This is a genomic window from Dyadobacter koreensis (assembly GCF_900108855.1).
In the GTDB taxonomy this organism is placed as follows: domain Bacteria; phylum Bacteroidota; class Bacteroidia; order Cytophagales; family Spirosomataceae; genus Dyadobacter; species Dyadobacter koreensis.
Genome location: NZ_FNXY01000002.1, coordinates 164,335 through 187,042, shown reverse-complemented (window position 1 = coordinate 187,042; position 22,708 = coordinate 164,335). Strand labels below are relative to the sequence as shown.

20 protein-coding genes and 1 tRNA gene are annotated in these 22,708 nt (G+C 41.2%); 13 read left to right on the top strand and 8 right to left on the bottom strand.

Annotation, left to right across the window (positions count from 1 at the left end; translation table 11 throughout):
- Positions 1 to 93: 93 nt before the first annotated feature.
- Positions 94 to 2,379, bottom strand: coding sequence for a RelA/SpoT family protein (locus BMY70_RS05405; protein WP_090333056.1), 2,286 nt, complete (start codon positions 2,377 to 2,379; stop codon positions 94 to 96).
- Positions 2,380 to 2,550: 171 nt separating this feature from the next.
- On the opposite strand from BMY70_RS05405, the gene BMY70_RS05400 reads away from it, so the two are divergent.
- Positions 2,551 to 2,632: transfer RNA gene (locus BMY70_RS05400), tRNA-Leu, on the top strand.
- 157 nt (positions 2,633 to 2,789) lie between these two features.
- Positions 2,790 to 4,133: a trigger factor gene (gene tig / locus BMY70_RS05395; RefSeq protein WP_090333054.1), complete on the top strand. Its 1,344-nt coding sequence runs from the start codon at positions 2,790 to 2,792 to the stop codon at positions 4,131 to 4,133.
- 332 nt (positions 4,134 to 4,465) lie between these two features.
- Here the strand turns inward: tig and BMY70_RS05390 are convergent, their stop codons facing one another.
- Both BMY70_RS05390 and BMY70_RS05385 read right to left on the bottom strand, forming a co-directional pair.
- Entirely contained in the window at positions 4,466 to 4,939 is a 474-nt protein-coding gene (locus BMY70_RS05390) for a DUF3592 domain-containing protein (protein ID WP_143072060.1), read from the bottom strand.
- A 331-nt stretch (positions 4,940 to 5,270) separates the two neighbouring features.
- Positions 5,271 to 5,648, bottom strand: a complete 378-nt coding sequence (locus BMY70_RS05385; RefSeq protein ID WP_090333050.1) for a helix-turn-helix domain-containing protein — start codon at positions 5,646 to 5,648, stop codon at positions 5,271 to 5,273.
- A gap of 299 nt (positions 5,649 to 5,947) precedes the next feature.
- On the opposite strand from BMY70_RS05385, the gene BMY70_RS05380 reads away from it, so the two are divergent.
- The 5 genes from BMY70_RS05380 (at position 5,948) to BMY70_RS05360 (ending at position 11,380) form a co-directional block, all read left to right on the top strand.
- Complete coding sequence (locus tag BMY70_RS05380) at positions 5,948 to 6,622, top strand: ClpP family protease (RefSeq protein ID WP_090333047.1); 675 nt, start codon at positions 5,948 to 5,950, stop codon at positions 6,620 to 6,622.
- Positions 6,623 to 6,968: 346 nt separating this feature from the next.
- Positions 6,969 to 8,213, top strand: coding sequence for an ATP-dependent Clp protease ATP-binding subunit ClpX (clpX, locus tag BMY70_RS05375; RefSeq protein WP_090333045.1), 1,245 nt, complete (start codon positions 6,969 to 6,971; stop codon positions 8,211 to 8,213).
- 111 nt (positions 8,214 to 8,324) lie between these two features.
- On the top strand, positions 8,325 to 9,095 hold the full coding sequence (locus tag BMY70_RS05370; protein WP_090333042.1) for an SDR family NAD(P)-dependent oxidoreductase: 771 nt from the start codon (positions 8,325 to 8,327) through the stop codon (positions 9,093 to 9,095).
- A 144-nt stretch (positions 9,096 to 9,239) separates the two neighbouring features.
- Positions 9,240 to 10,202 carry a 1-phosphofructokinase family hexose kinase gene (locus tag BMY70_RS05365; protein WP_090333039.1) on the top strand — a complete coding sequence of 321 codons (963 nt, stop codon included), beginning with the start codon at positions 9,240 to 9,242 and terminating at the stop codon, positions 10,200 to 10,202.
- 119 nt (positions 10,203 to 10,321) lie between these two features.
- The gene (locus tag BMY70_RS05360; RefSeq protein WP_090333036.1) at positions 10,322 to 11,380 is read left to right on the top strand and encodes an NHL repeat-containing protein; all 1,059 of its coding nucleotides are present in this window, start codon (positions 10,322 to 10,324) and stop codon (positions 11,378 to 11,380) included.
- 13 nt (positions 11,381 to 11,393) lie between these two features.
- On the opposite strand, the gene BMY70_RS05355 is transcribed toward BMY70_RS05360, so the two are convergent.
- Positions 11,394 to 12,119: a hypothetical protein gene (locus BMY70_RS05355; protein ID WP_090334737.1), complete on the bottom strand. Its 726-nt coding sequence runs from the start codon at positions 12,117 to 12,119 to the stop codon at positions 11,394 to 11,396.
- Positions 12,120 to 12,394: 275 nt separating this feature from the next.
- Between BMY70_RS05355 and BMY70_RS05350 the strand changes: the two genes are divergently transcribed.
- Together BMY70_RS05350 and BMY70_RS05345 are read left to right on the top strand one after the other, a co-directional pair.
- Positions 12,395 to 14,716, top strand: coding sequence for a TonB-dependent receptor (locus BMY70_RS05350; protein WP_090333033.1), 2,322 nt, complete (start codon positions 12,395 to 12,397; stop codon positions 14,714 to 14,716).
- A 47-nt stretch (positions 14,717 to 14,763) separates the two neighbouring features.
- Positions 14,764 to 15,312, top strand: a complete 549-nt coding sequence (locus BMY70_RS05345) for a hypothetical protein (protein WP_229209492.1) — start codon at positions 14,764 to 14,766, stop codon at positions 15,310 to 15,312.
- A gap of 58 nt (positions 15,313 to 15,370) precedes the next feature.
- On the opposite strand, the gene BMY70_RS05340 is transcribed toward BMY70_RS05345, so the two are convergent.
- Positions 15,371 to 15,787, bottom strand: a complete 417-nt coding sequence (locus BMY70_RS05340; RefSeq protein WP_090333030.1) for a Fur family transcriptional regulator — start codon at positions 15,785 to 15,787, stop codon at positions 15,371 to 15,373.
- 198 nt (positions 15,788 to 15,985) lie between these two features.
- Between BMY70_RS05340 and BMY70_RS05335 the strand changes: the two genes are divergently transcribed.
- Complete coding sequence (locus BMY70_RS05335; RefSeq protein WP_090333028.1) at positions 15,986 to 16,381, top strand: MerC domain-containing protein; 396 nt, start codon at positions 15,986 to 15,988, stop codon at positions 16,379 to 16,381.
- Here the strand turns inward: BMY70_RS05335 and BMY70_RS05330 are convergent, their stop codons facing one another.
- Entirely contained in the window at positions 16,382 to 17,584 is a 1,203-nt protein-coding gene (locus BMY70_RS05330) for a serine hydrolase (protein WP_229209491.1), read from the bottom strand.
- Positions 17,585 to 17,764: 180 nt separating this feature from the next.
- On the opposite strand from BMY70_RS05330, the gene BMY70_RS05325 reads away from it, so the two are divergent.
- From BMY70_RS05325 to BMY70_RS05315, 3 genes are all read left to right on the top strand, one after another.
- Positions 17,765 to 19,483: an IlvD/Edd family dehydratase gene (locus BMY70_RS05325; protein WP_090334736.1), complete on the top strand. Its 1,719-nt coding sequence runs from the start codon at positions 17,765 to 17,767 to the stop codon at positions 19,481 to 19,483.
- A gap of 168 nt (positions 19,484 to 19,651) precedes the next feature.
- A complete protein-coding gene (locus BMY70_RS05320; protein WP_090333022.1) occupies positions 19,652 to 20,215 on the top strand; it encodes a transposase in 564 nt (187 codons plus the stop codon).
- A gap of 204 nt (positions 20,216 to 20,419) precedes the next feature.
- Complete coding sequence (locus BMY70_RS05315) at positions 20,420 to 21,208, top strand: SDR family NAD(P)-dependent oxidoreductase (protein WP_090334735.1); 789 nt, start codon at positions 20,420 to 20,422, stop codon at positions 21,206 to 21,208.
- Between the two features lie 9 nt (positions 21,209 to 21,217).
- Here BMY70_RS05315 and BMY70_RS05310 read toward each other — a convergent pair whose 3' ends face one another.
- Together BMY70_RS05310 and gldD are read right to left on the bottom strand one after the other, a co-directional pair.
- Positions 21,218 to 21,940: a hypothetical protein gene (locus BMY70_RS05310; RefSeq protein WP_090333019.1), complete on the bottom strand. Its 723-nt coding sequence runs from the start codon at positions 21,938 to 21,940 to the stop codon at positions 21,218 to 21,220.
- 72 nt (positions 21,941 to 22,012) lie between these two features.
- The gene (gldD, locus tag BMY70_RS05305) at positions 22,013 to 22,606 is read right to left on the bottom strand and encodes a gliding motility lipoprotein GldD (RefSeq protein WP_090333017.1); all 594 of its coding nucleotides are present in this window, start codon (positions 22,604 to 22,606) and stop codon (positions 22,013 to 22,015) included.
- Between the last annotated feature and the right edge of the window lie 102 nt (positions 22,607 to 22,708).

Here is a 22,708-nt window from a genome sequence, read left to right as displayed (position 1 = left end):
GCTTCATGTTGTGACTAGTCCTGTCCCGGTCTGACCAGTCAGTGACACTATAAACCAATTAATTAACAAGTCACAGACATAATGGTTCCTTATTTACTGGTTTCCTGAAAGATTCGTATCAAATCTCTGAACCTGGTAAACCCCCTCAACCTGTTCAAGTTTACTGATCAATACATCCAGATGTCGCGTATCCTGCACATACAGACGGATATCACCGTTAAACACACCATCTTTGGTATCAATTGTAAGCCCTCGCATGTTGATATGCAGTTCGTTGGAAATAATCCTGGTAACGTCGTTAATCAGACCAACCCTATCTGTCCCTGAGAGATAAAGTCCGGCAAGGAAAGCTTCATCTTTGTTCGATTCCCACTTGGCTTTAATAATACGATTACCATGTTTTGACATCAACTCGGCAGCATTCGGGCAAGTCGTTCTGTGAATTTTAATCCCTTCATTAATCGTTACAAAACCAAAAACGTCATCTCCTGCAATTGGATTGCAACAGGGCGCAAGTTTATAATCAATCTTATCCATGTCATCCCCGATCAGCAACGTATCGCTGTCGACGCGGTCGCCATGCAGGTTTTTCAGAAGTTTGGTGTAAGCTTTGCCATCCGCTCCTTCGATCGGTGGAACAATCGTGGCAACGACAGCCTTTCTTTCCTTTGCCTCTTTATCTCTTTTAAATCTTTTTAATTCATCAAGATGAACATATCCTTTTCCAATCTTATAGAAAAAGTCAGTCGCCGTTTTGCATTCAAAGAAAGCACGCAGTTGATTTACGACCTCGGCCGTAAGTTCAATACCAAGAATTTTCAGTTTCTTCTCCACCATTTGACGGCCATCCGTCTCATAGTGGCGATTATCCTCTTTAAGAAAATCTTTGATCCTTGCCCGGGCTTTCGATGTCCTGACAATTCTAAGCCAGTCTTCGTTTGGCTTTTGTTTATTTGAGGTAATAATTTCGATCTGGTCTCCATTGCTCAGCACATAACTGATCGGAACCAAAACGCCCCCGACTTTTGCCGCCATACAATGGACACCGACCTCGGAGTGAATATCAAACGCAAAATCCAAGGCCGTTGCGCCGCTCTGTAATACTTTCAATTCGCCTTTTGGAGTAAAAACAAACACTTCCTCATTAAAAAGATTTGTTCTGAATTCATCCAAAAATTCGATTGCCGCAGTTTTATCACCTGAGCCGGTTTCCAAAGTTTCGCGCACCTGGCTGATCCATTGTTCGATATTGCCACGGACCTTCGTATCATTTCCTTTATATTTCCAGTGCGCCGCATATCCCTTTTCGGCAATTTCGTCCATACGTGAAGTCCGGATCTGCACCTCAACCCACTGCCCGCTTTTGCTCATAACCGTTGAGTGCAAGGACTGATATCCATTCGCACGCGGCGTACTCAAAAAGTCTTTAAGGCGGTCAGGGTTTGGCTTATAATGATCCGTCACAATAGAATACGCCTGCCAGCAAAGTGCCTTTTCACGATCACCTTCCTGCGGAGATTCCAACACAATACGAATTGCAAACAAATCATAAATCTCTTCGAAAGGCTTATTCTGCTTGCGCATCTTATTCCAGATCGAATAGATAGATTTTGGCCGCCCTTTAATAATATAATTCAGCCCCGCCTGTTCCAAGTCCTGAGCAATCGGCTCTGTAAATTTGGAAATAAAGCGATCGCGAGAACTTTTCGTTTCTCGCAGTTTCCGCGAAATCGCACGATATTCCTGCGGCTCGGTATATTTCAGATATAACTCTTCCAGCTCAGATTTGATACTATAAAGTCCAAGTCTGTGTGCCAGCGGAGCATAAATAAAAATAGTTTCCGAGGCAATTTTCAGCTGTTTGTCGCGCGGCATGCTGTCGAGCGTACGCATATTATGCAGACGATCGGCCAGTTTCACCAAAATTACACGAACATCATCTGAAAGAGTAAGCAGCATTTTTCGAAAATTCTCGGCTTGTTGAGAAGTTCCGTATTCAAATCTTCCGGAAATCTTGGTCAGCCCATCAATAATCTTGGCGACTTTCTTTCCAAATAACCGGTCAATATCCTCGATACGCATATCCGTATCTTCAACCACATCATGCAATAAAGCAGAAACGATACCGGTAGTACCTAATCCAATTTCCTCCACAACGATTTGTGCAACGGCGAGAGGATGGTAAATATAAGGTTCGCCAGACCTGCGACGCATATCCTTATGTGCGTCGACAGATGTATAAAAGGCCTTTTTGATTAATTTTGCATCATTGTCCTTCAAAAACGGCTTGGCTGTTCGTAACAACCTGCGATATTTTTTAAGGATATCCTTACGCTCCTGCTCCAGATCTATGCTCAGGGTTTCAACGAGTTGCTCCAATGCTTAATAGTAATTAGTACGCTTCACCAAAATAACAAATTTTAGCGAGATTATTCAACAAAATTATTTTTCAAAAAATATTTTTCAAAAAGTTTGCATGTTTAAAATAAACTTTGCTACCTTTGCACTCCCAACCAACGACAAGGGTTGAAGATTAAAGAGAAAATAAGAGCGGGCGTGGCGGAACTGGTAGACGTGCTAGACTTAGGATCTAGTGCCGCAAGGCGTGGGGGTTCGATTCCCTCCGCCCGTACAACTAACAAGGGATTGACGGGGCGTCATGTTTCCTATCTGAAATAAGAAGATGAACTGCTCCGTAGTAAACCCGTCAAATGCCCTCAGGACACTGTTTTGAGGGCATTTTTGTTTGCGTTTTACTTAAAAAAGCACATTTACTAATAGCAATAAGCATGGAAGTTTTATTAGAGAAGAATTCGCCAACATTGGCCTCTCTTAAAGTTACGCTAACCAAAGATGATTATCAGCCAAAAGTTGATAAGTCTATCAAGGATTACTCAAAACGTGTGAATTTAAAAGGCTTTCGTCCTGGCAAAGTACCATCCCATGTAATTCAGCGCATGTATGGAAAAAGCATATTAGTGGACGAGGTAAACAGTCTTTTGAGCAATGCAGTAAGCACTTATATCCGCGAAAATAAATTACAGGTAGTTGGAGATCCAATTCCTAACCGCGAAAAAGCAGAAGAAGCGAACTGGGACAAACCAGGTGATTTCGAATTTAGCTACGATCTTGGTGTTGCTACTGATTTCGAAGTTAATCTTTCTGAAATTCCTGCGGTAAAACGTTATACGATTGAAACTGACGAAAACGAGTTAACAAAAACCGTTGACAGTCTTCGTGAAAGATTTGCTGATAGCATTCACCCGGAAGTAAGTGAATTAGGTGACATGATTTTTGGTGAATTGAAACAAGAATCTACTGAATTTACAACACGTACTGCTATCCCTACAAAACAGGTAGCAGAAGAAAATCAGGCTAAATTTATCGGCTTGAAAAAAGACGACGTTGTAACTTTTGATATCCAGAATACTTTTGCTGACCAGTCTGCGATTGCGCACGTTACTGGTAAGAAAAAAGAAGATATCGGCGAACTTTCAGGTGATTTCACTTTGATCGTTGAAGATATCACGCGCTCTGCACCAGCAGAAGTTAACCAGGAGTTTTTCGATAAGGTTCTTGGACCAGGCGTTGCTGACAGCGAAGAATCTTTCAATGAAAAAGTTACGGAAGTAATTAAAGGAAATTACGAACGCGAAACAGAAGCGCTTCTTCGTCGTGATCTTGAAACTGCTTTGCTTGATTCAATCCAGATCGAACTTCCAGGTGAATTCCTTAAAGATTGGTTGGAACGCACTAATGAGGGCAAATTTACTCGTGAACAAATCGAAGAACAATTCGAAGATTTCCAAAAGTCTTTGAAATTGAGCTTGATTAAAAATAAAATTGCAGATTCAGAAGGTGTTAAAGTTGAATACCCTGAAATTCTTGAATTTACAAAACAGATGGTTCGCGGCCAGTTCGGTATGTACGGAGACGACGACAGTATGACTGATACCATTGACCGTGTTGCGGCTGGCTATCTTGCAGACAAAGAACGCGATAACTATTCTCAAATATTCAATCAGGTTTTTGATAACAAAATCATCGATATCGTTCGCAGCCAGGTTGCTACGGATGAAAAAACAATTGATGTGGCTGAATTCGAAAAACTTGCAAAGGGTGAAGTTGCTTAGTTTATAAGTATTTCATTGTGATATAAATAAAACGAGGTCAACTTTTTAGAAAGTTGACCTCGTTTTATTTTATGACTATAATTCGCGTTGATAAAGCTGCCGTGGCAAGTTAGCGCTTAAAAGGAAAAGAATAATCATTGCACCCGGCACCCGGAAGATCCGGAATGAATGTGAAAGGTAATTTAGTCTCACTAACTTAGGGCAACTATTAAAACGTTATTTTGATTTGTGAAATGACAAAATGATACACTTTTTGAGTCATTTTAGACAGTCAAATCACGGCGGCTCCGGTCTTAGGAAACGGACGTTATTTGCGACAAGTTAAACTAGTTTTAAGCATTAAATCCTTTTTCACGGCTTGCTTGAATAAGCTTAATAAATTCCGAAATACTTCCGACAATTATTGCAAGCCCAATTCCGCCAACAAAAAAATATAGTGCAGTAAAATGTCGGACATTCCCCGATCCTAAAAGAAAGGCTCTGTCGCTGGCTTTATCATAGTAAACTTCAATAGTGTCAACACCAAGCAAACTACGATAATACTTTCTCCCCATTTCAAAATTGTACGTTTTACCTTGGTATTCAGCATAAATATTATCAGGATTTTTCACCGTCCCAGCTCCTTTGGTACCATATGCTATTTTCATGCAAACCGTTGGACTATGGGTTGACATTTCATCCTTCCAAGCAGAATCTCGATACATTCCATACGTAATTAAAAGAAAGGCAAATCCCAGTCCAAACATCAAAAGAAAAAACCACACCCCTGGTTTCTCATTACTTTTTTCTTTTTGTGTATACATCATTTATCAATCTTAAAAGTGCGTTCTCCTTGTACAAAAACAAGAATTTTCCAAAAACCGTTGCCCGGCCCTTGTCATGTGTTCCGTCACTTAACTTAAAAGAGTTACGAAGCTTTTCGAGATGGATTCACTTTAATTTCTCCCGACTAGACTTTTTCTCGCCATTGCCGCTTGTACTTCAATGCCATCTTGATCGTTTCCGGAATCGGCTTATCAAATTTTATATGCTTTTCCATCTAAAATCGTGGTTAGCTTTTTTAAGACGCAAATTTATCTTTTACAAAAATTGGTTATCAATTTAAGTATGAAGTATAATTTATAAAAAGCTTGAACCTCAAAATCCAATCGGCTCCCGATGCTGTTGTACCTGTCTTCCAATTTCCAAAGTCACCAAAGATCCAAATCTTTTCTTCCAGAGATCCAGCTCATTTTGCAGTTTGGCATTAGCCGTTAAAAGCCTTTCATTTTCCTGACGAAGCCATTCTGTTTCCGAAAGTGTTTTTGACTCAAAACCCAGCAGTTCCGGTAATGAAACATCCAATAACTTGGCAATATTTTCCAGTCGGGAAAAAGATAGTTCAGTTCTCCCTCTTTCCATATCACCGTAGGCCGTCGTGGAAAGTCCAAGCATATCGGCCATATTCTCCTGCGACAAATCTTTTTGCAGACGCAGCTGCCGTATTTTTTCTGATGGATTGTTCGTATTGTTCATAGTCTGCTCGACAGAATAAATTTTAACACCGAATTTCTGAAAGACTAAATTTTACTCGTATTATTGGCTTTTTAGTGATAACGTATGCAAGTTAAAAAGCATTCAAAGAATCGCTTCTCGGATTTTTCGACAAATTATAACTGAAACAGACGAGGATTATTCAATGAAATAGTCAATTTTGTGAAGAACAAAGAAACAAATCAGCATATTCGTATTTCGAAACTAAGCAGTGCGGCTTTTTGTTCTTTGAGAGATGTACTCTATCCATTACATATTATTTTAAAATTTAAAGTTTATTCATGAATCACGGAAATGAATTTAGAAAATATGCCGTTCATCATTTAGGAATGAGTGGCCTTACAGTTGACGGTTACATGAACCACACTGTTGAAAACATGACCCGTTCGGTTATTGAAGAGCGTCCGATGAACTTTCGTGAAGTGGATGTATTTTCAAGATTAATGGCTGACCGTATCATCTTTATGGGAACCGGTGTTGATGATAATATTGCCAATATAATTGTTGCTCAGCTTTTGTTCCTGGAATCAGCGGATCCCAAGAAGGATATCCTTATGTATATCAACAGTCCCGGTGGATCTGTTTATGCAGGTTTGGGTATTTATGATACCATGCAATATGTCCGTCCGGACGTGGCTACTGTTTGTACAAGTCTTGCTGCTTCAATGGGAGCTGTATTGCTTGCAGGCGGCGCGGCAGGAAAACGTTCTGCTCTTCCTCATGCTCGTGTGATGATCCACCAGCCATCTGGCGGAGCGCAGGGAACTTCTGTTGATATCGAGATCACAACCCGTGAAATCGTAAAACTTCGTCATGAGCTTTACGAGATTCTTGCGAAACATACTGGTCAGACTGCTGAACAAATTGGTATCGACTCTGATCGTGACAAATGGTTACGGGCCTACGAAGCAAAAGAATATGGACTTATCGATGAAGTTTTAACACGCGATAAATAAGTTTTTTGAAATCAATGGTTATAAAATCGCCCGAGAATCAAACTTTCGGGCGATTTTCTTTTTGCGACTGCGAATGAATTTGGTAACAAGTTGAAAAAGCCGGAACTTTGGGGAAAATGGCTAGTGCATTGAAAAAGAACAAGGTTACTAATTCATTTCAAGCCAGCACAACTTACAGGAGTATAAGTGCGCGTATATCAAATTCAGGAGATAAAATTTAGTCTTTTGAACAATGCCCCCGATACTTTTGTTGTAGTTAAATACCCATTAATATTTCTCACGGTACAGTTGTTTTGATAAGTATCTGATTAATAGTTGTAAAATTAATAACTGTATATATTCACCAATGGCACAAGTAAGTTGTTCGTTTTGCGGACGCAAAAAAAATGAAGTTGAACTTTTACTCTCTGGTATTGATGCCCACATCTGCAATCATTGTATTGCACAGGGATATCAGGTTATTACTGAGGAGTTAAATTCAAAAGATGATAAGAAGGATAAGAAAACGAAGTTGCCAAAACTTAAATCGATTCCTCCGACGGAAATCAAACGTTTTCTTGAACAATATGTGATAGGTCAGGATGAAGCCAAGCGTTCATTAGCTGTGGCGGTTTATAATCACTACAAACGCCTTAATCAAACTGTAACAGAAGATGATGTTGTGATTGAAAAATCAAATATCATTATGGTTGGAGAAACCGGTACTGGTAAAACTTATCTTGCAAAATCAATCGCACGTATTCTTCAGGTTCCTTTCTGCATCGCAGATGCAACCGTGGTTACGGAAGCAGGTTATGTGGGAGAAGACGTTGAAACGATTCTGACTCGTCTTTTGCAGGCCGCGGATTACAACGTCGAAGCAGCAGAACGCGGTATCGTTTACATTGACGAAATGGATAAAATTGCCAGAAAATCTGACAATCCATCTATTACTCGTGATGTAAGTGGTGAAGGTGTGCAGCAGGCTCTTTTGAAATTGCTGGAAGGATCATCTGTTAACGTACCGCCGCAAGGTGGCCGTAAGCATCCGGACCAGAAAATGATCACGATCAATACTGAAAATATTCTTTTCATTTGTGGCGGAGCATTTGATGGTATCGAACGCCATATCGCAAAACGTATCAATACACGACCAATCGGGTTTTCAGGTGATAACCGTATCATCGAAATTTTTGACAAGGGTAATTTAATGCGTTATGTAACGGCTCAGGATTTGAAATCATTCGGATTAATTCCTGAATTGATCGGACGTCTTCCCGTTCTTACACATTTGAACCCACTTGATCGTGAAACATTGCGCCGTATTTTGACTGAACCAAAGAATGCTTTGGTTAAACAGTACAGCAAACTTTTTGCTATGGAAGGCATCACGCTTCATTTTACGGAAGAGGTACTTGATTTCATTGTTGATCAGGCGATGCTTTGCAAACTGGGCGCTCGTGGTCTCCGTGCAATCTGTGAATCGATCATGACTGATGCTATGTTTGACCTGCCGTCTCAAAAAGATGTTAAAGAGTTCACGATGACATTGGACTACGCACAAGAGAAATTCAGTAAATCATCGATGTCTCTGCTTCGTTCCGTAGCTTAGATATTTATATTCAATAACAGGCACCCCGCGACTCTTAATCAGAGATGCGGGGTGTTTTTTATTTTATATTCTATGGCAATAGTTCTATTTTGCATAAAAAATTAACGCATTATGGAAAATTGGCTGTCAAATAAGAATATCGTTATAATTGGAGGAACTACGGGGTTGGGATTTTCGGCTGCCAAAGCTTTTGTAAAACACGGTGGAAACGTGATCGTCGTAGGCCGTAATCCGGAAAACTGTCTGGTGGCAGAATTACAGCTGGGAAGCCAGTCGAGGGCGAAACAGGGAGATGCGACGCAACCAAATACAGCACTGGAAGCAATTCAATTGTGCATCCGGGAATTCGGAAGTTTCGATGGTTTATACCACGTCGCCGGCGGAAGCGGAAAAAAATTTGGCGACGGCCCGTTGCATCAACTGACGTTAAGTGGTTGGACTAATACCCTGGACCTTAACTTAACATCCCTGATGTTGTCCAACCAAGCTGCCGTTCAGGCTTTTCTTGGTATGGGTAAAGGTGGAACAATTTTAAATATGAGTTCGGCGCTCGATTTCACTCCTTTTCCGGGACATTTTTCTGCACATGCTTATGCAACGGCGAAATCTGCGGTACTTGGATTTTCGAAGTCCATTGCAGCGACTTACGCACCGAACAATATTCGTATAAATGTCCTTGCGCCTTCGATTATTGAAAGTCCTGAAAATAAAGATCAGCAGATCGAAGAATTTATAAGTGCAAAACAAACGCTCAATGGCGGACGATTTGGCCTGCCGGCCGATCTTGATGGAGCTGCTGTTTACTTTATGTCTGATATGTCAAAATTCACAACAGGGCAAATTCTAACCGTCGATGGTGGCTGGAATCTTACCGAAGGATAAGGAAGAATTGTGCCGGTTTTCTTTGAGATTATTTAAAATGAAACTGGGGTCGGTCACTTTTCTATTTATATTCACGTAATTTCGTCAAGTAGACACGATTCTTCGTAACTGGTTTCAATTTTATATTAAATTATTTCAAAAAATATGGCTACCGGACCCATCGTAACGCTGACTATTAACCCGGCATTGGATAAAAGTGCCAACGTAGACCGCATCGTACCGGAGAACAAACTTCGCTGCGACACCCCTAATTTCGAAGCAGGCGGAGGTGGTATCAACGTAGCAAAAGCGATTCATCGTTTGGGCGGAAATCCCACGGCCATTTTCACGATCGGCGGCCCGACTGGACAACGCCTTCATAAACTGGTTAAAAGTGAGGGTGTCGAAACACTGGTTATAGAAACTAAACAATGGACCCGCGAAAACTTTCACGTACTGGAAACGAGTACCGGATTCCAATATCGTTTCGGTGTTCCAGGTTCCGAGTTAATGCCGACAGAAGTTCGTTCGATTTTGGAGACGATTGAAGAATTCGATCCAAAACCATCCTACATCATTGCCAGCGGAAGTTTACCTCCCGGAGCGCCGGCCGATTTTTATGGACAAATAGCAAAAATTGCACACAAGCAAGGGGCCCGATTTATAGCAGACGCTTCCGGTGACGCATTGAAATCAGCAACAGAAGCCGGTGTATATCTGTTAAAGCCAAATATTACCGAGCTCAGTCAGCTGGTTGGTGTTGAAAAACTTGAAATGGATGACGTTGATGATGCAGCCCGGGCACTAATTATTCGTAACCAGTGTGAGGTGGTCGTAGTTTCCATGGGAGCGATGGGCGCCATGCTTGTAACCGAAGATCAAGTCGAGCATATTCCAGCTCCGCCGGTGAAGAAAAAAAGTGCCGTCGGTGCAGGTGACAGTATGGTGGCCGGAATAGTCTGGACCCTTTCACAAGGAAAATCTTTGCGTGAAGCCGTTCGTATGGGCGTCGCCTGCGGATCTGCTGCCACAATGAGTGCCGGAAGTGAGTTATTTAAAGTGCAGGATGTAAACAAACTGATGGACTGGTTAAACCGTTATGGAAAACGATATTCCGGAAATTCATAAGAATCTTTATAAAGTTTATAATTTTAAAAAGAGCTTGCCGTCAAAAAACGACAAGCTCTTTTTCATTGAGAATAGGGAGAAAATTAATTCCTTCGTCTTTTTCATGAAAACCTTAATCCATGGATCAGAAATATTCACGTCGCCAATTCGCCCGGTTTGCTGCTGCCACTGCAGCTGCAATAACCTTTAAGCCATTTTATATCCTTCATGCCAAGCCCAAAGCGGATGGAGAAATTATCGGTCATGGTTCACATAAATACCGTGTCCAACAAGGCTGGGGAAATCTTGATTCTTCGAAATTTCCGATCAATAATTGCCATGAAATGGTTCAGGATAGCAAAGGCCGTTTGATTATGGTCGGCGATGAGGTTAAAAACAATATTCTGATCTATGACCGTTCAGGAAAATTGCTCGATAGTTGGGGTCACGAATTTCCGGGTGGTCACGGGTTAACCCTCTGGAACGCGAACGGAGCCGAGTATTTGTTCATATGCGACACCAACGGCAAGGTTTTCAAGACTGATTTAAAAGGAAATATTTTATTGACGATTGAACACCCTTCGAAAGTTGGCGCTTACAAAGAATCTGATCCTTTTAAACCGACGGAAACGGCGATCGGCCCGGACGGAACGATATATATCGCGGACGGATACGGTTCACAATGGATTTTGAGATATACACCAAAAGGTGAATACATTGATAAATTTGGCGGCTCGGGAGACTTGGATGGCCAGTTTTCAACGGCACATGGTATCACGGTCGATTACCGCGACAAAGCCAATCCGACATTGCTTGTGACCTCCCGCGTTCATAATTCTTTTAAACGATTCACACTTGACGGAAAATATTTATCAACATTATTCTTGCCCGGAGCTTTTGTTTGTCGCCCTGTTATTAAAAACGATACGCTATATGCCGGCGTTTGCTGGTCGCGGTTACGATATTACAACCAGACTCCCAATTCAGGATTTGTTACGATTTTGGATAAAAGCAATAAAGTAATTTCCAATCCTGGCGGTACCAAACCTGAATACATTGGTGGAAAATTGCAAATGATGGTTCAGGACAAACCGATCTTCATGCACTGCCACGATGTTTGTATTGATCAGGACGAAAACATTTATGTGTGTCAATGGAATGCAAAAAAGACTTATCCGGTAAAACTGGAACGGGTCTAGAATTACAAATTTATTACCGGACCAACTTGATCATCAAGGCATTCACAGTCATTGTTACGATCGCCAGAATTCCATAAGCCAATCCAATGGACATTTTGGGCACGATCCACCATACGCCCAAAAGAAATACCACAAAGCCATATCCTGCAAGCAGCAGTCCATAAAGTATCCGCGCTGCTGCTTGCGGACCTTGCTGCGAATGCGTAAAAACGGCTAAAGTTGACGTCATAATTGGAAACGGCGTAAGAATTCCACTCCACGTTGGTCCAAGCTTATCAGAAAGTTGCGTCAACAAAACCACGAATAAGGTTGCAACAAACATCCGAAGTGGAATATCATAAACGGGATGCTTTCTATATTCTGCTTTACCTTTCGGTTTTGGAAAAATGTACAACACACCGGAAAGAACCAGCACATTGAGCCCAATAGCAAATGGTAGCGACGGCGTTCTTCCTAATGAAGCCAACGCCACGATGAAAAAGGCCACATAGCTAATCAAAACACTTGGAAGCCACGATAGCCTTGGCGCGACAACGGAATATATCAAGGCAAAAAAGGTAGTTCCAATAGATCCCATTAAAGCAGAAGGGATCGTTGAGGCCGCGAAAATGGGTCCGTTTTCCATCGCAATGAAAAAGGAAATTGGGCCCGCAACCCAGGGGAACCCTCCTATCCAACCGCCAAATCCCTCTCCCCATTTTCTTACGCTCATCGTTACTCCTGCAATTAACGGGGGCATTAAAAGTATTTTTATCAGTAAAAGATCTGACACATTATAAGAATTTATAGTAAACCGATCGAGGCTTTCTCCTTCATAATCAGCGATCAAATTTACGGTGTTATAATAAAAGGTTTAAAAGAAATTGTAAAATAAAATTGCAACACAGTTGCATGAATTGTACTTTTGCAACGTTGTAACACTTACAGATTTCGACTGTAAACCGCTTTCACTCCTTTTATAGAACATAAGACGGAGATAATAGGATTTAGATAATTCTGTTCTCCAAATACCGGATGAAAAAATATTTTTTATTGATTCTTGCGCTGGCTATTTTTTCACTAAGCAAGGCGCAAAACACAGATTGTGCCTGCTTCATCAAGGGCGTTGTTCGCGATCAACACAGCGGTCAGCCCGTAATTGGTGCGACCGTTTTACTGGAAGGAACAACCAATGGAGTATTTACTGACGAAAAAGGTAGGTATGAAATTCGTAATCTGTGTCCGGGAAGCTATAAACTGGAAGCGCGGATTGTAGGATATAACTCTTACAAACAAGCGATAGATCTTACCGCCGGGCATGAAGAAAATTTCAATCTGGAAGAACAGGAAGTTCATCTAAAAGATGTTGAAATCACGGCTCACCGGACGGATGCGCCAAGCTCTCAACCTTTGACAATATTATCAGGAAGCGATCTTGAAAAAACGCGTGGCCAAAGTCTTGGAGAAAGTCTGAAAGGAATTACCGGCGTCACTACCATGCAGACCGGATCATCTATTTCCAAACCTGTAATTCATGGCCTCCACAGTAACCGTGTTCTTATTATGAACAATGGCGTTCGCCAGGAAGGGCAGCAATGGGGATCGGAGCATGCGCCTGAAATTGATCCTTTTGTAGCAACGCGCATGTCTGTTATCAAAGGTGCTGCTGGTGTTCGCTATGGTTCGGATGCGATCGGGGGCGTGATTTTAGTTGAACCGGAAGAATTGCCTTTTAACAAAACGATAAGCGGTGAAGTTAATCTGGTGGGGTTTACGAATGGTCGCCAGGGGGTCGCCTCTTCAACTTTGCAAGGCGGAATCAAAGGCGTTTCAGGTTTTGGCTGGCGTGCACAGGGAACGATCAAACGTGGCGGAAATATCCGGACACCGGATTATTTTCTTGACAATACGGGGATAAATGAGAAAAACTTTTCTTTAGGCGCCGGATATCGCAACAAAGGTTTTGGTGTAGACTTGTTTTACAGTCGGTTTGATACCAGGATCGGTATTTTTTCCGGATCTCATATCGGTAGTGTTACGGATTTACTCAACGTTATCAATAACGGCGAGCCATTCGTCAAATCAGGATTTACCTACGACATCGGTAGACCAAACCAAAATGTCACACATGATTTACTGAAAGCAGAGACTCACTATCATTTCAACGATGGAAACCGTCTTCAATGGACTATCGCCCAGCAAATTAACAATCGAAATGAATATGATTTGCATGTTCCCCGCAACGATTCCATAGCTTCGTTGAATCATCCGGAATTGACATTCAAATTAAATACTCTTACCAACGACTTAATATGGGATCATAAACCGATTGCCGGAAAGATTACAGGCCAGGTTGGCGTTAGCAGTTTATATCAATACAATCTGATGTCGGGTCGTCCATTAATCCCAAATTTCAATCAATTTAACATTGGCATTTTCTGGATTGAAAGATACGTCCGAAACAATTGGGAATTCGAGGCCGGCGCGCGCTATGATTACCGGACACTTAGCACGCATAGGATCGTAAGCCGACAAAAAGTTTCTAACGACTTTACCTTTTCCAATGCATCCGGAACTATCGGTGCTACCCGAAACTTCTCTCAAAACTTCTCGGCACGGTTAAACGCCGGAAGTGCGTGGCGTGCGCCGAACGTCAGTGAATTATTCAGCGATGGCGTACACCATGGTGCCGCGGCATTTGAGCGGGGAGATTCTACGCTGCATCCTGAAAAAGCAATTAATACTATTGCAAGTGTAAAATATGAGAGCGAAAAACTAACCATCGAGATTGGCGGATATTTCAATTACATCAGAGATTTTATTTATCTCAAACCACAACCTGACCCAATTCTGACGGTTAGAGGTGCTTTTCCTTATTTTAAATACACACAAACGGACGCCACTTTTAAGGGAGTTGATGTTTCAGCAGATTGGGAATTCATAAAAAATATAAGGCTGACAAGTAAGCTTAGTTATCTGAAAGCCTACGATACTCGCAATGATAATTACCTGGTAATGATCCCGTCGAACCGTTGGGATAATCAGTTAAAATACACTATTCCTGAATTCGGAAAATGGCATAATCTATTTCTTTCCGCTGGAAATCTGTGGGTAGCCAGACAAAAACGCGTTCCTTCAAACAGTGATTTTTCGCCTCCTCCCGCAGCTTATTCACTATGGAATGTTCAGGCCGGAGGGACTATGCATGTTTCAGAAAAACAGCAGTTGGAAATTGGTATCTCTGTAACAAATCTCTTCAACACTGTTTATAGGGATTACATGAACCGTTTCCGGTATTACTCGGATGATATCGGCCGAAATGCTTCACTGCGGATCAAATGGAAATTTGGTGCCTGACTTTCTAAATCTTTTCTTTCTACCAATAAATTTTATAACACATGAACATGAGCCGTAAATTAACCTGGATGTTGCTGATTGGTGTGACCACTTTATTTTCCCAATGCAAAGACTCGGGTGACGAGGTTGAAGTTGACGATGAAAATGAGCTGATTACTTCAGTAACCTTGACTTTCACAGAAGTTGGCACAGGAACTATTACTAAATTCGCATACAAGGATCCCGATGGGGATGGCGGAAATGCGCCAACGAAATTTGACACGATCTCTTTAAAAGCCAACGCAAGTTATACAGTGACACCGGAATTTCTTGATGAAAGCAAAACGCCCGTTGAAAATATAACTGAGGAAATTAAAGAGAAAGATTTTGAGCATTTACTGATTTATACGCCGAATCCAACTTCGTTGCTTACTTACACGTATGGAGACAAAGACAGCAATAATTTTCCAGTCGGCTTGACAGGAACTGCTAAGGCAGGCGCGGCGGGAAATGGGAAATTAAAAGTTCAGCTTCGTCACCAGCCAAATTCGAAAAACGGTACTGCTACCCCCGGTAGTGATGATGTGAACCTTGATTTTAACTTGGTAGTTAAATAGGGTAGAATTAGTCATAAAAAACGGGTTCAGGATTTCTGAACCCGTTTTTTATGACTAATTAATTGGCCAGACACTCGGGGCATTTTCCCTGTATCAGCAAATTGAAACTTTCGGGCTGATAGCCGGTCGGCAAAGCCACATTTGGAATATGAAGATTTTCAAGACAATTCGTTTTGCCGCATTCATTGCATTTAAAATGAATGTGATCATGCTGGTGTTTCTCTTCCGAGCACTGGTGCGAACAAAGAGCATACCTCAATCCTTCATCATCCAGGACTTTATGGATTATACCTTTTTCCAAAAAAGTTTTTAACGTACGATATATGGTCACACGGTCGTAATTTTCACCTAACGCTCCTTCCAAATCACCGTGAGAAAGTGCGTTTTTTCTATTCATAAACGTAGAAAGTACATCTTCCCGGCACGTCGTTGTACGTAGATGATGACCTTTCAATGTTTCTCTTAACTGCTCCATTTTCAACCAAGTTAAATTCTTTGTCTGGTTTTCCTTATGTTAAAAACCTCACACGCCAAAGTTAAGTTCTAAGTTCAGTAAATCCTTACAAAGATAATTTCTTTTCTGCTTCCTTATAAATATTGAACAAAATACACTGCAACATCGTTGCATATAATACAGAATACTGTTACTTTTGCAACCCAATTGTATTTACACATGAAAATTAGTCACGCTCACAACAAAGCAGATTATATCGGTATACTTGGCTCGGTACTTTGTATCGTTCATTGTGTAGCCATGCCTGTACTTGCTTTGGGGTCAAGTTTTGGCCATGAACATCACGCACATATAGGTTTCGTTTCCCTTGATTATTTTTTCATTTTAGTGAATGCAGTTGCAGTTTATTTTGCAACGCGCGATCACAAATCCCTTTTTGTGAAAGTTTTACTTTGGAGTGCACTATTGATTTTTGCAATTTCGCTGATTTTTGAAGAGCAAAATATTATTTTCCAATGGCTGGGTTATGCAGGTTCGGCCCTATTGATCGCAGGACATTTGATCAATCTGTATATCTGCCAGATCGCTTCTCAAACAAAGCTCAAAGTTTCCTGATTATTTATCATATCTGACTTCGAATTTACTTAAATCCGGACGAACGGATCTGTGTCTTCCCAATTCATAATCAAAAACCGCCTTTCCAAGATCACGCATAAAAGGTAGTCCTATCGTTTCGTAATCATATTTATCATCATTGAAGATCTGGTCTTCATTACAATAAATTACAGCAGTCAGCATAAATTCAACTCCTTTTTCAAAATCTGCGATATAAGCATTGTCCAACAGAAAACCATAAGCATCGCCTGATTTATTAAATAATCTTATGTGTCGTGGCAAGCGGGTTTTTGTCCCTCCAAACAGCAGAAATTTACAATATCCATCATAATAATCATCCGTATAATTTGCAGGAAATTCCGTCTCAACCGGAAACTGCGACATATATTGATACAAAAAGCTGTAATCGTCTTTCGATAGATCAAATCGCTGGCGGGCAGGGACATATTCTGGAAAAAATATGGCCTTTAGGAGTTTGTGTTGTTCTTCTAAAGCAAAAAAGTTCTTCTCCGTAAAATCAAATGGCTCGTTGATCAAGGTGCCGTTTTTCAAATATCCCTTTCCTTTCTTGATTATTTCTGATGAGGTATATTGCTTATCTGCATATTTACCAGGCTGCTCATAAATCACTTTTCCATCTTTTTCAAATTTGACAGGATTGGTATAACGATTATTTTCCGTTCCGATCGGGGATTCGAGACGATGTGTAATTCTTACATCTTTGTATCCCTTTGCATGTAATGAATCATTAAAATCTGCCTGCCCGATAAATTCATACAACCTGTTAAAGGCGTCGTTATCACTCGCCAGCAAAATCTTTTTTGCATAATGCGCAACAGAGGGTAATTTATTTTCAGCAGTTGTATCAACAGTTACGGCCGTTTGTTCCGGCCGATCGGCACCGGTAATCATCGGTGTAGTTTTATCGATTTTCAGTTTATTAATCTTTTCAAGGGCCAATAATATCGCTGGTAATTTAACTGTGCTTGCAGGATAAAAATACTGGCTGTTATTTACATGATATCCATAGGTCGTAAAATGTGGCTCATTTTTCTTATTCCTATCAATTTTGGTATACAGAATCTGGACCTCATATTTGTCCGGATGATCCAGGACGTTCGTCAAATGCTGCGAATGCTTTTTAAGAAGCTTCTCGAGAAATTGTCCGTTGTGAATTTGGGCAGATACCGAATTGAAAAGCATGCTGAGAAAAAAGCAGGTAAGTATTTTTAATAATAGTGATCTGATATTATCTGAAGAAATCATAGGTAACCGGGAGCACGTGTTTTAACGAAGATACTATATTTTACTTTTTAAAGGATGAGCGGAATTATATTTAACTACATTCTGCCTTTACTATTCGAATATAAACAATGGCGAATAATGGAAGAAAATAAATTGCGCAGCCGCGGTTGGTTTGGCAAGTCTGGAAAGGACGGCTTTATATACAGAGCTTGGATGAAAAACCAGGGATTTCCTGCGGATGAGTTCGAAGGGCGCCCCGTCATCGGTATCTGTAATACGTTTTCAGAACTGACACCATGCAACGGTCATTTCCGTGAATTGGCCGAATCTGTGAAAAGAGGCGTTTGGGAAGCAGGTGGATTCCCATTGGAATTTCCCGTTATGTCCTTGGGCGAAACATTGATAAAACCAACGGCGATGTTGTACAGAAACCTTGCCAGCATGGACGTAGAGGAGTCAATCCGCGCCAATCCGCTCGACGGCGTGGTGCTGCTTTGCGGGTGTGATAAAACTACTCCTTCATTGGTTATGGGTGCTGCAAGTGTAGATATTCCTACGATTGTTGTGTCGGGAGGACCCATGCTAACGGGTCGTTATCGCGGTAAGACGATCGGCACGAGCGATGTCTGGCGTTTTAGTGAAATGTATAGAAAGGGAGAAATTTCCCAGGACGAATTGACAACAGCGGAAGCTTGTATGTGTCGTAGCCAGGGACATTGTGCGGTAATGGGAACAGCTTCGACAATGGCCTGTATGGTTGAATCACTGGGGTTAACTTTGCCTGAAAATGCAGCAATTCCAGCGGCTGATTCGCGTAGAAAAGTGATCGCACAATTATCGGGACGCCGTATCGTCCAAATGGTAAAGGACGATTTGAGGTTATCTCAAATATTGACACGTGAAGCATTTGAAAATGCAATTATGCTGAATGCAGCGATCGGCGGCTCGACAAACTTTGTGATACACTTATTGGCAATTGCCGGCCGTATCGGCGTAGATCTTTCTCTGGACGATTTTAACGCATTATGTGAAAAAATTCCGTTGCTTCTTAACCTGCAGCCTTCAGGAGGATATTTTATGGAAGACTTCTATTACGCAGGCGGATTACCTGTTGTGATTAAGGAAATGATTTCACTTCTACATAAAGATGCCATTACTGCAAATGGAAAAACGGTCGCGGAAAACTGTGAATCTGCGGAATGTTTCGACTCAGAGGTAATTGCAACACTGGAAGAGCCAGTGAAAGACTTAACAGGTTTGGCTGTTGTTCGCGGAAATTTAAGTATCCACGGAGCCGTTATAAAACCTTCTGCTTCTTTGAAACCGGAATTGATGCAGCATCGCGGTAAGGCCGTCGTTTTTGAAGATATCGATGATTACAAGGCGAGACTTGATGATCCGAACCTTGACGTTGACGAAAATAGTATCCTCGTTTTGAAAAATGTTGGCCCAAAAGGTTATCCCGGGATGCCGGAAGTTGGAAATATGTCTTTACCAAAAAAACTTTTGGAAAAAGGCGTAATTGATATGGTAAGGATTTCTGATGGCCGGATGAGCGGAACGGGCTTTGGCACCGTCGTTTTACACGTGTCTCCGGAAGCTGCGGTGGGGGGAGTTTTAGCTCTGGTTCAGGATGGTGATTTCATCGAACTGGATGTCGAAAACAGAAAACTTAATCTGGAAGTTTCTGATGCAGAACTGGAAGAACGTCGAAAATTATGGAAACCCCTTGATATGGGTTATAACCGTGGCTACGTTAAACTTCATATAAATCACGTGATGCAAGCCCATGAGGGTGCTGATCTTGATTTCCTAAAAGGAGGATCAGGAGATAAAGTGACACGGGACTCGCACTGATGCGGTTGAATTTATTTGTTAGCTCCCTGTTAACTATCTATTACCCGTCCGACGGTGAAAAAAACCGTCGGACGGGTGGCTTGGAGAAATATCTGAATTTAAGCGACCCGGTCGGACGGCTTTTTCGCCGTCCGACCGGTAAAAAATTACACAACTAACACACACTTCATGGAATTCAAACCAAATACATTGTACCATGTGTACAACAGAGGTAATAACAGGCAAAAGATCTTTTTCAACTATGGAAATTATCTTTATTTTATCAAGAAAATAGAAAAGTATCTTCTGATCCATTGTGATTTATTAGCCTATTGCTTAATGCCAAATCATTTCCATTTTTTGATTGAACCAAAAGAAAAATCTCAGGAGAAGGAAATTAACAAGGCATTTCAAATTATTTTAAGCTCGTATTCGCAAGCTATTAATAAACAAGAAAACAGAACTGGTTCGTTATTTCAACAACATACAAAAGCCAAATCTCTGGAACATTACGGTTTATACGCTGAAACTTGTTTTCATTATATTCACCAAAATCCATTAAAAGCCGGTTTGGTTAAAGAAATTGAGAGGTGGGAATTTAGTTCTGTAAAAGAGTATACACTAACAAGGAATGAAAAGTTATGTAATCATGAAAAAGCTCACTTGGTACTTAACATTCCAAAGGATAGGTCCGAATTTTTAAAACTTTCAAAACAGGTTCTATCAGAGAAAATGAAAGAGTTTATATTTTAATAGATTGTAATTTATACTCGAACTGCAAAATAGTTTTCATTACCGGTCCGACGGTAAAAAAAACCGTTGGACCGGTCGCACATAAAAATTTTGATCGAGCGACCCGGTCGGACGGCTTTTCGCCATCCGACCGGTAAAAAAGTCCGAGTGATGAAAAAGATATCAAATCACCTGACTGACAATAAAACCAACCCCACTAAAATCATGAGCACCCAACTATTTAATAATCAAGTTGCTATTGTCACCGGCGCAGGACAAGGAATAGGATTTGAGATTGCAAAACAATTAGCTGTTAAGGGAGCTGGAGTAATTTTGAACGATGCCGACGCAGATCTCGCATCTCAGGCTGCCAAAACAATACGCGGACTAGGTGGCGAATGCATCGCATTTGGTGGCGATGCATCGCAATCCGAAATAATCGATGGAATGGTTGAGGAAGCAGTCAGCTGTTTTGGAAAATTGACTATTGCTGTGGCAAATGCTGGAATTACCCTTTTTGGAGATTTTTTTGAATACCCGAAAGAGAATTTACAAAAAGTTCTCGAAGTCAATTTAATGGGATCTTTCCTATTAACCCAGGCAGCGGCAAGGCAAATCCGGTCACAGAAGTCGGGCGGGAGGATTTTACTAATGTCCTCTGTTGTTGGACACCAGTCCCACCAATTTCTTGGCGCTTATGCGATGACAAAAGCCGGGTTGGAAATGCTAGCCAAAAATCTTGTTCTGGAATTATCTCCGCATGGAATTACAATTAACGCAGTGGCGCCCGGCGCAACTTTAACCGAAAGAACATTGGCCACCGATCCGACTTATCCGAAAACGTGGTCATCTATTACGCCGATGGGAAGACCGGCGATTTGTGAAGATATCGCCAATGCCGCATTATTTTTGCTCTCTCCGCATTCCGGACATATTACCGGTCAAAGTTTGATCGTAGATGGAGGCTGGACCTCCGTCAGCCCTTTGCCCGACTTGAGTAATCTGGATGTATAAAAGTAAATTTTATTCTCCTTCACCCAAACCTTCCGCAAATAACTGAGCTTCCAGATCGTCGATATTTCCTTCTTTTGAAATAAAGAGTTCTCTCGGTTTTGCGGAGGATGCCGGCTTCACCGTCATGAAATTTCTATATTGTTCATCCGAGATAATCCTCAATTGAAGTGCCCTTTTCAATACCATCGGGAATGGAACTTTAAAAAAGTTAGCAATATCAGATGCCAAAAATCCAGGAATTTTTGAGATATCATCTCTAAAAAAACTTTCCACATCCTTGTATGGAAGCAATGCATCGAAAATCAACTGCTCGGAACGATTAGCCAGCGACACCGGATTTGCATAAGAGCTGTGCAATCCAAGGGAAACAGTAAGCAGGTGAATATGATAATTCCGTTCGTTAATTTCAGAAGCCGCATTTACAAAAACCCAGCCTTTTTGGTGATACATCGATGAGAATCCCTTGAAGATCGGATCAATGTTGTGGAGCTGCGCAATCTTGATTCCTTCGGGATAGGGCAATTTGTGCCCGATCTGATGTACAATATCCTGTGCATACGAAACATCTGCAACTTCTCCGGTCGGTTCAATAATCCAATCTCCATCTACCAATCCTTCGAAAAGTTCGTTGGCAGCACGCTGACTTTCCATTTGCCCCAAATGCAGAATGATTCTGTTTCCGCGGACTGAAAAATCGAGCGGGAGCTGATTTTTGATTTGCTTTCTGGCCATTTTTTGAGAAGTGTTAAGTATTGATTTCAAAGATACATCCTAATGCTTTTCACTACAACAGTCTGAGATACTTTATCTCCACTGCAGAGTATTGAGAAGATGGATCATATCTTTCTGTATAAAATTAATAACGGGCGTTAAAGAATCGTTTTTAGTCGCCGTTGAAAAGTAGATAGCGCCACGCAAAAAGTGCTTTGTGCTATCAGTCGTATAAAACTGATAAGGGCTTGGAACGTCGCCTTCTATTTTAAAAAGCATCGCAGTTAGATTATGGTCTGTCAATAATCGTTGCTCCTGAATAGATGAAGCCCTCACCTGGTGTTTTCCGGTTAGCCTGAAAGAATCATTGATATAGTCTTTCAAAAGCGTCTGGCTATTTTTTACAGGTTTATAAGTAAGCTGAATATTCGCATTAAATTGCGGGTAATAGATATATATCCAGTCTTTTCCGGCGAGTGCAAAAGTATCGGGAAGGATTCTGGCCGACTTGGAATATTCAAAAGAATAAGGGTGATCTTCCGTTAATTTCTGATAAAGCTGCGGCGGTAATTCGATTCGGTTAAAACCTTTTGGTTTGGGAACGTAGGTTTGATCATCTTTTCCACAAGAGAAAAGCAGGATTGATAAAACAGTAAAAAATAAGAATGCAGAGAAATGGTTTCGCATTGATCAGATTAATTCTTTCGACAGAAATTTTGCCTGCAAAGCTAACGAAATCTGCTCTATATTATTTTTACTTATTGATTAATCGAAGTCAGCTTAAGCAAA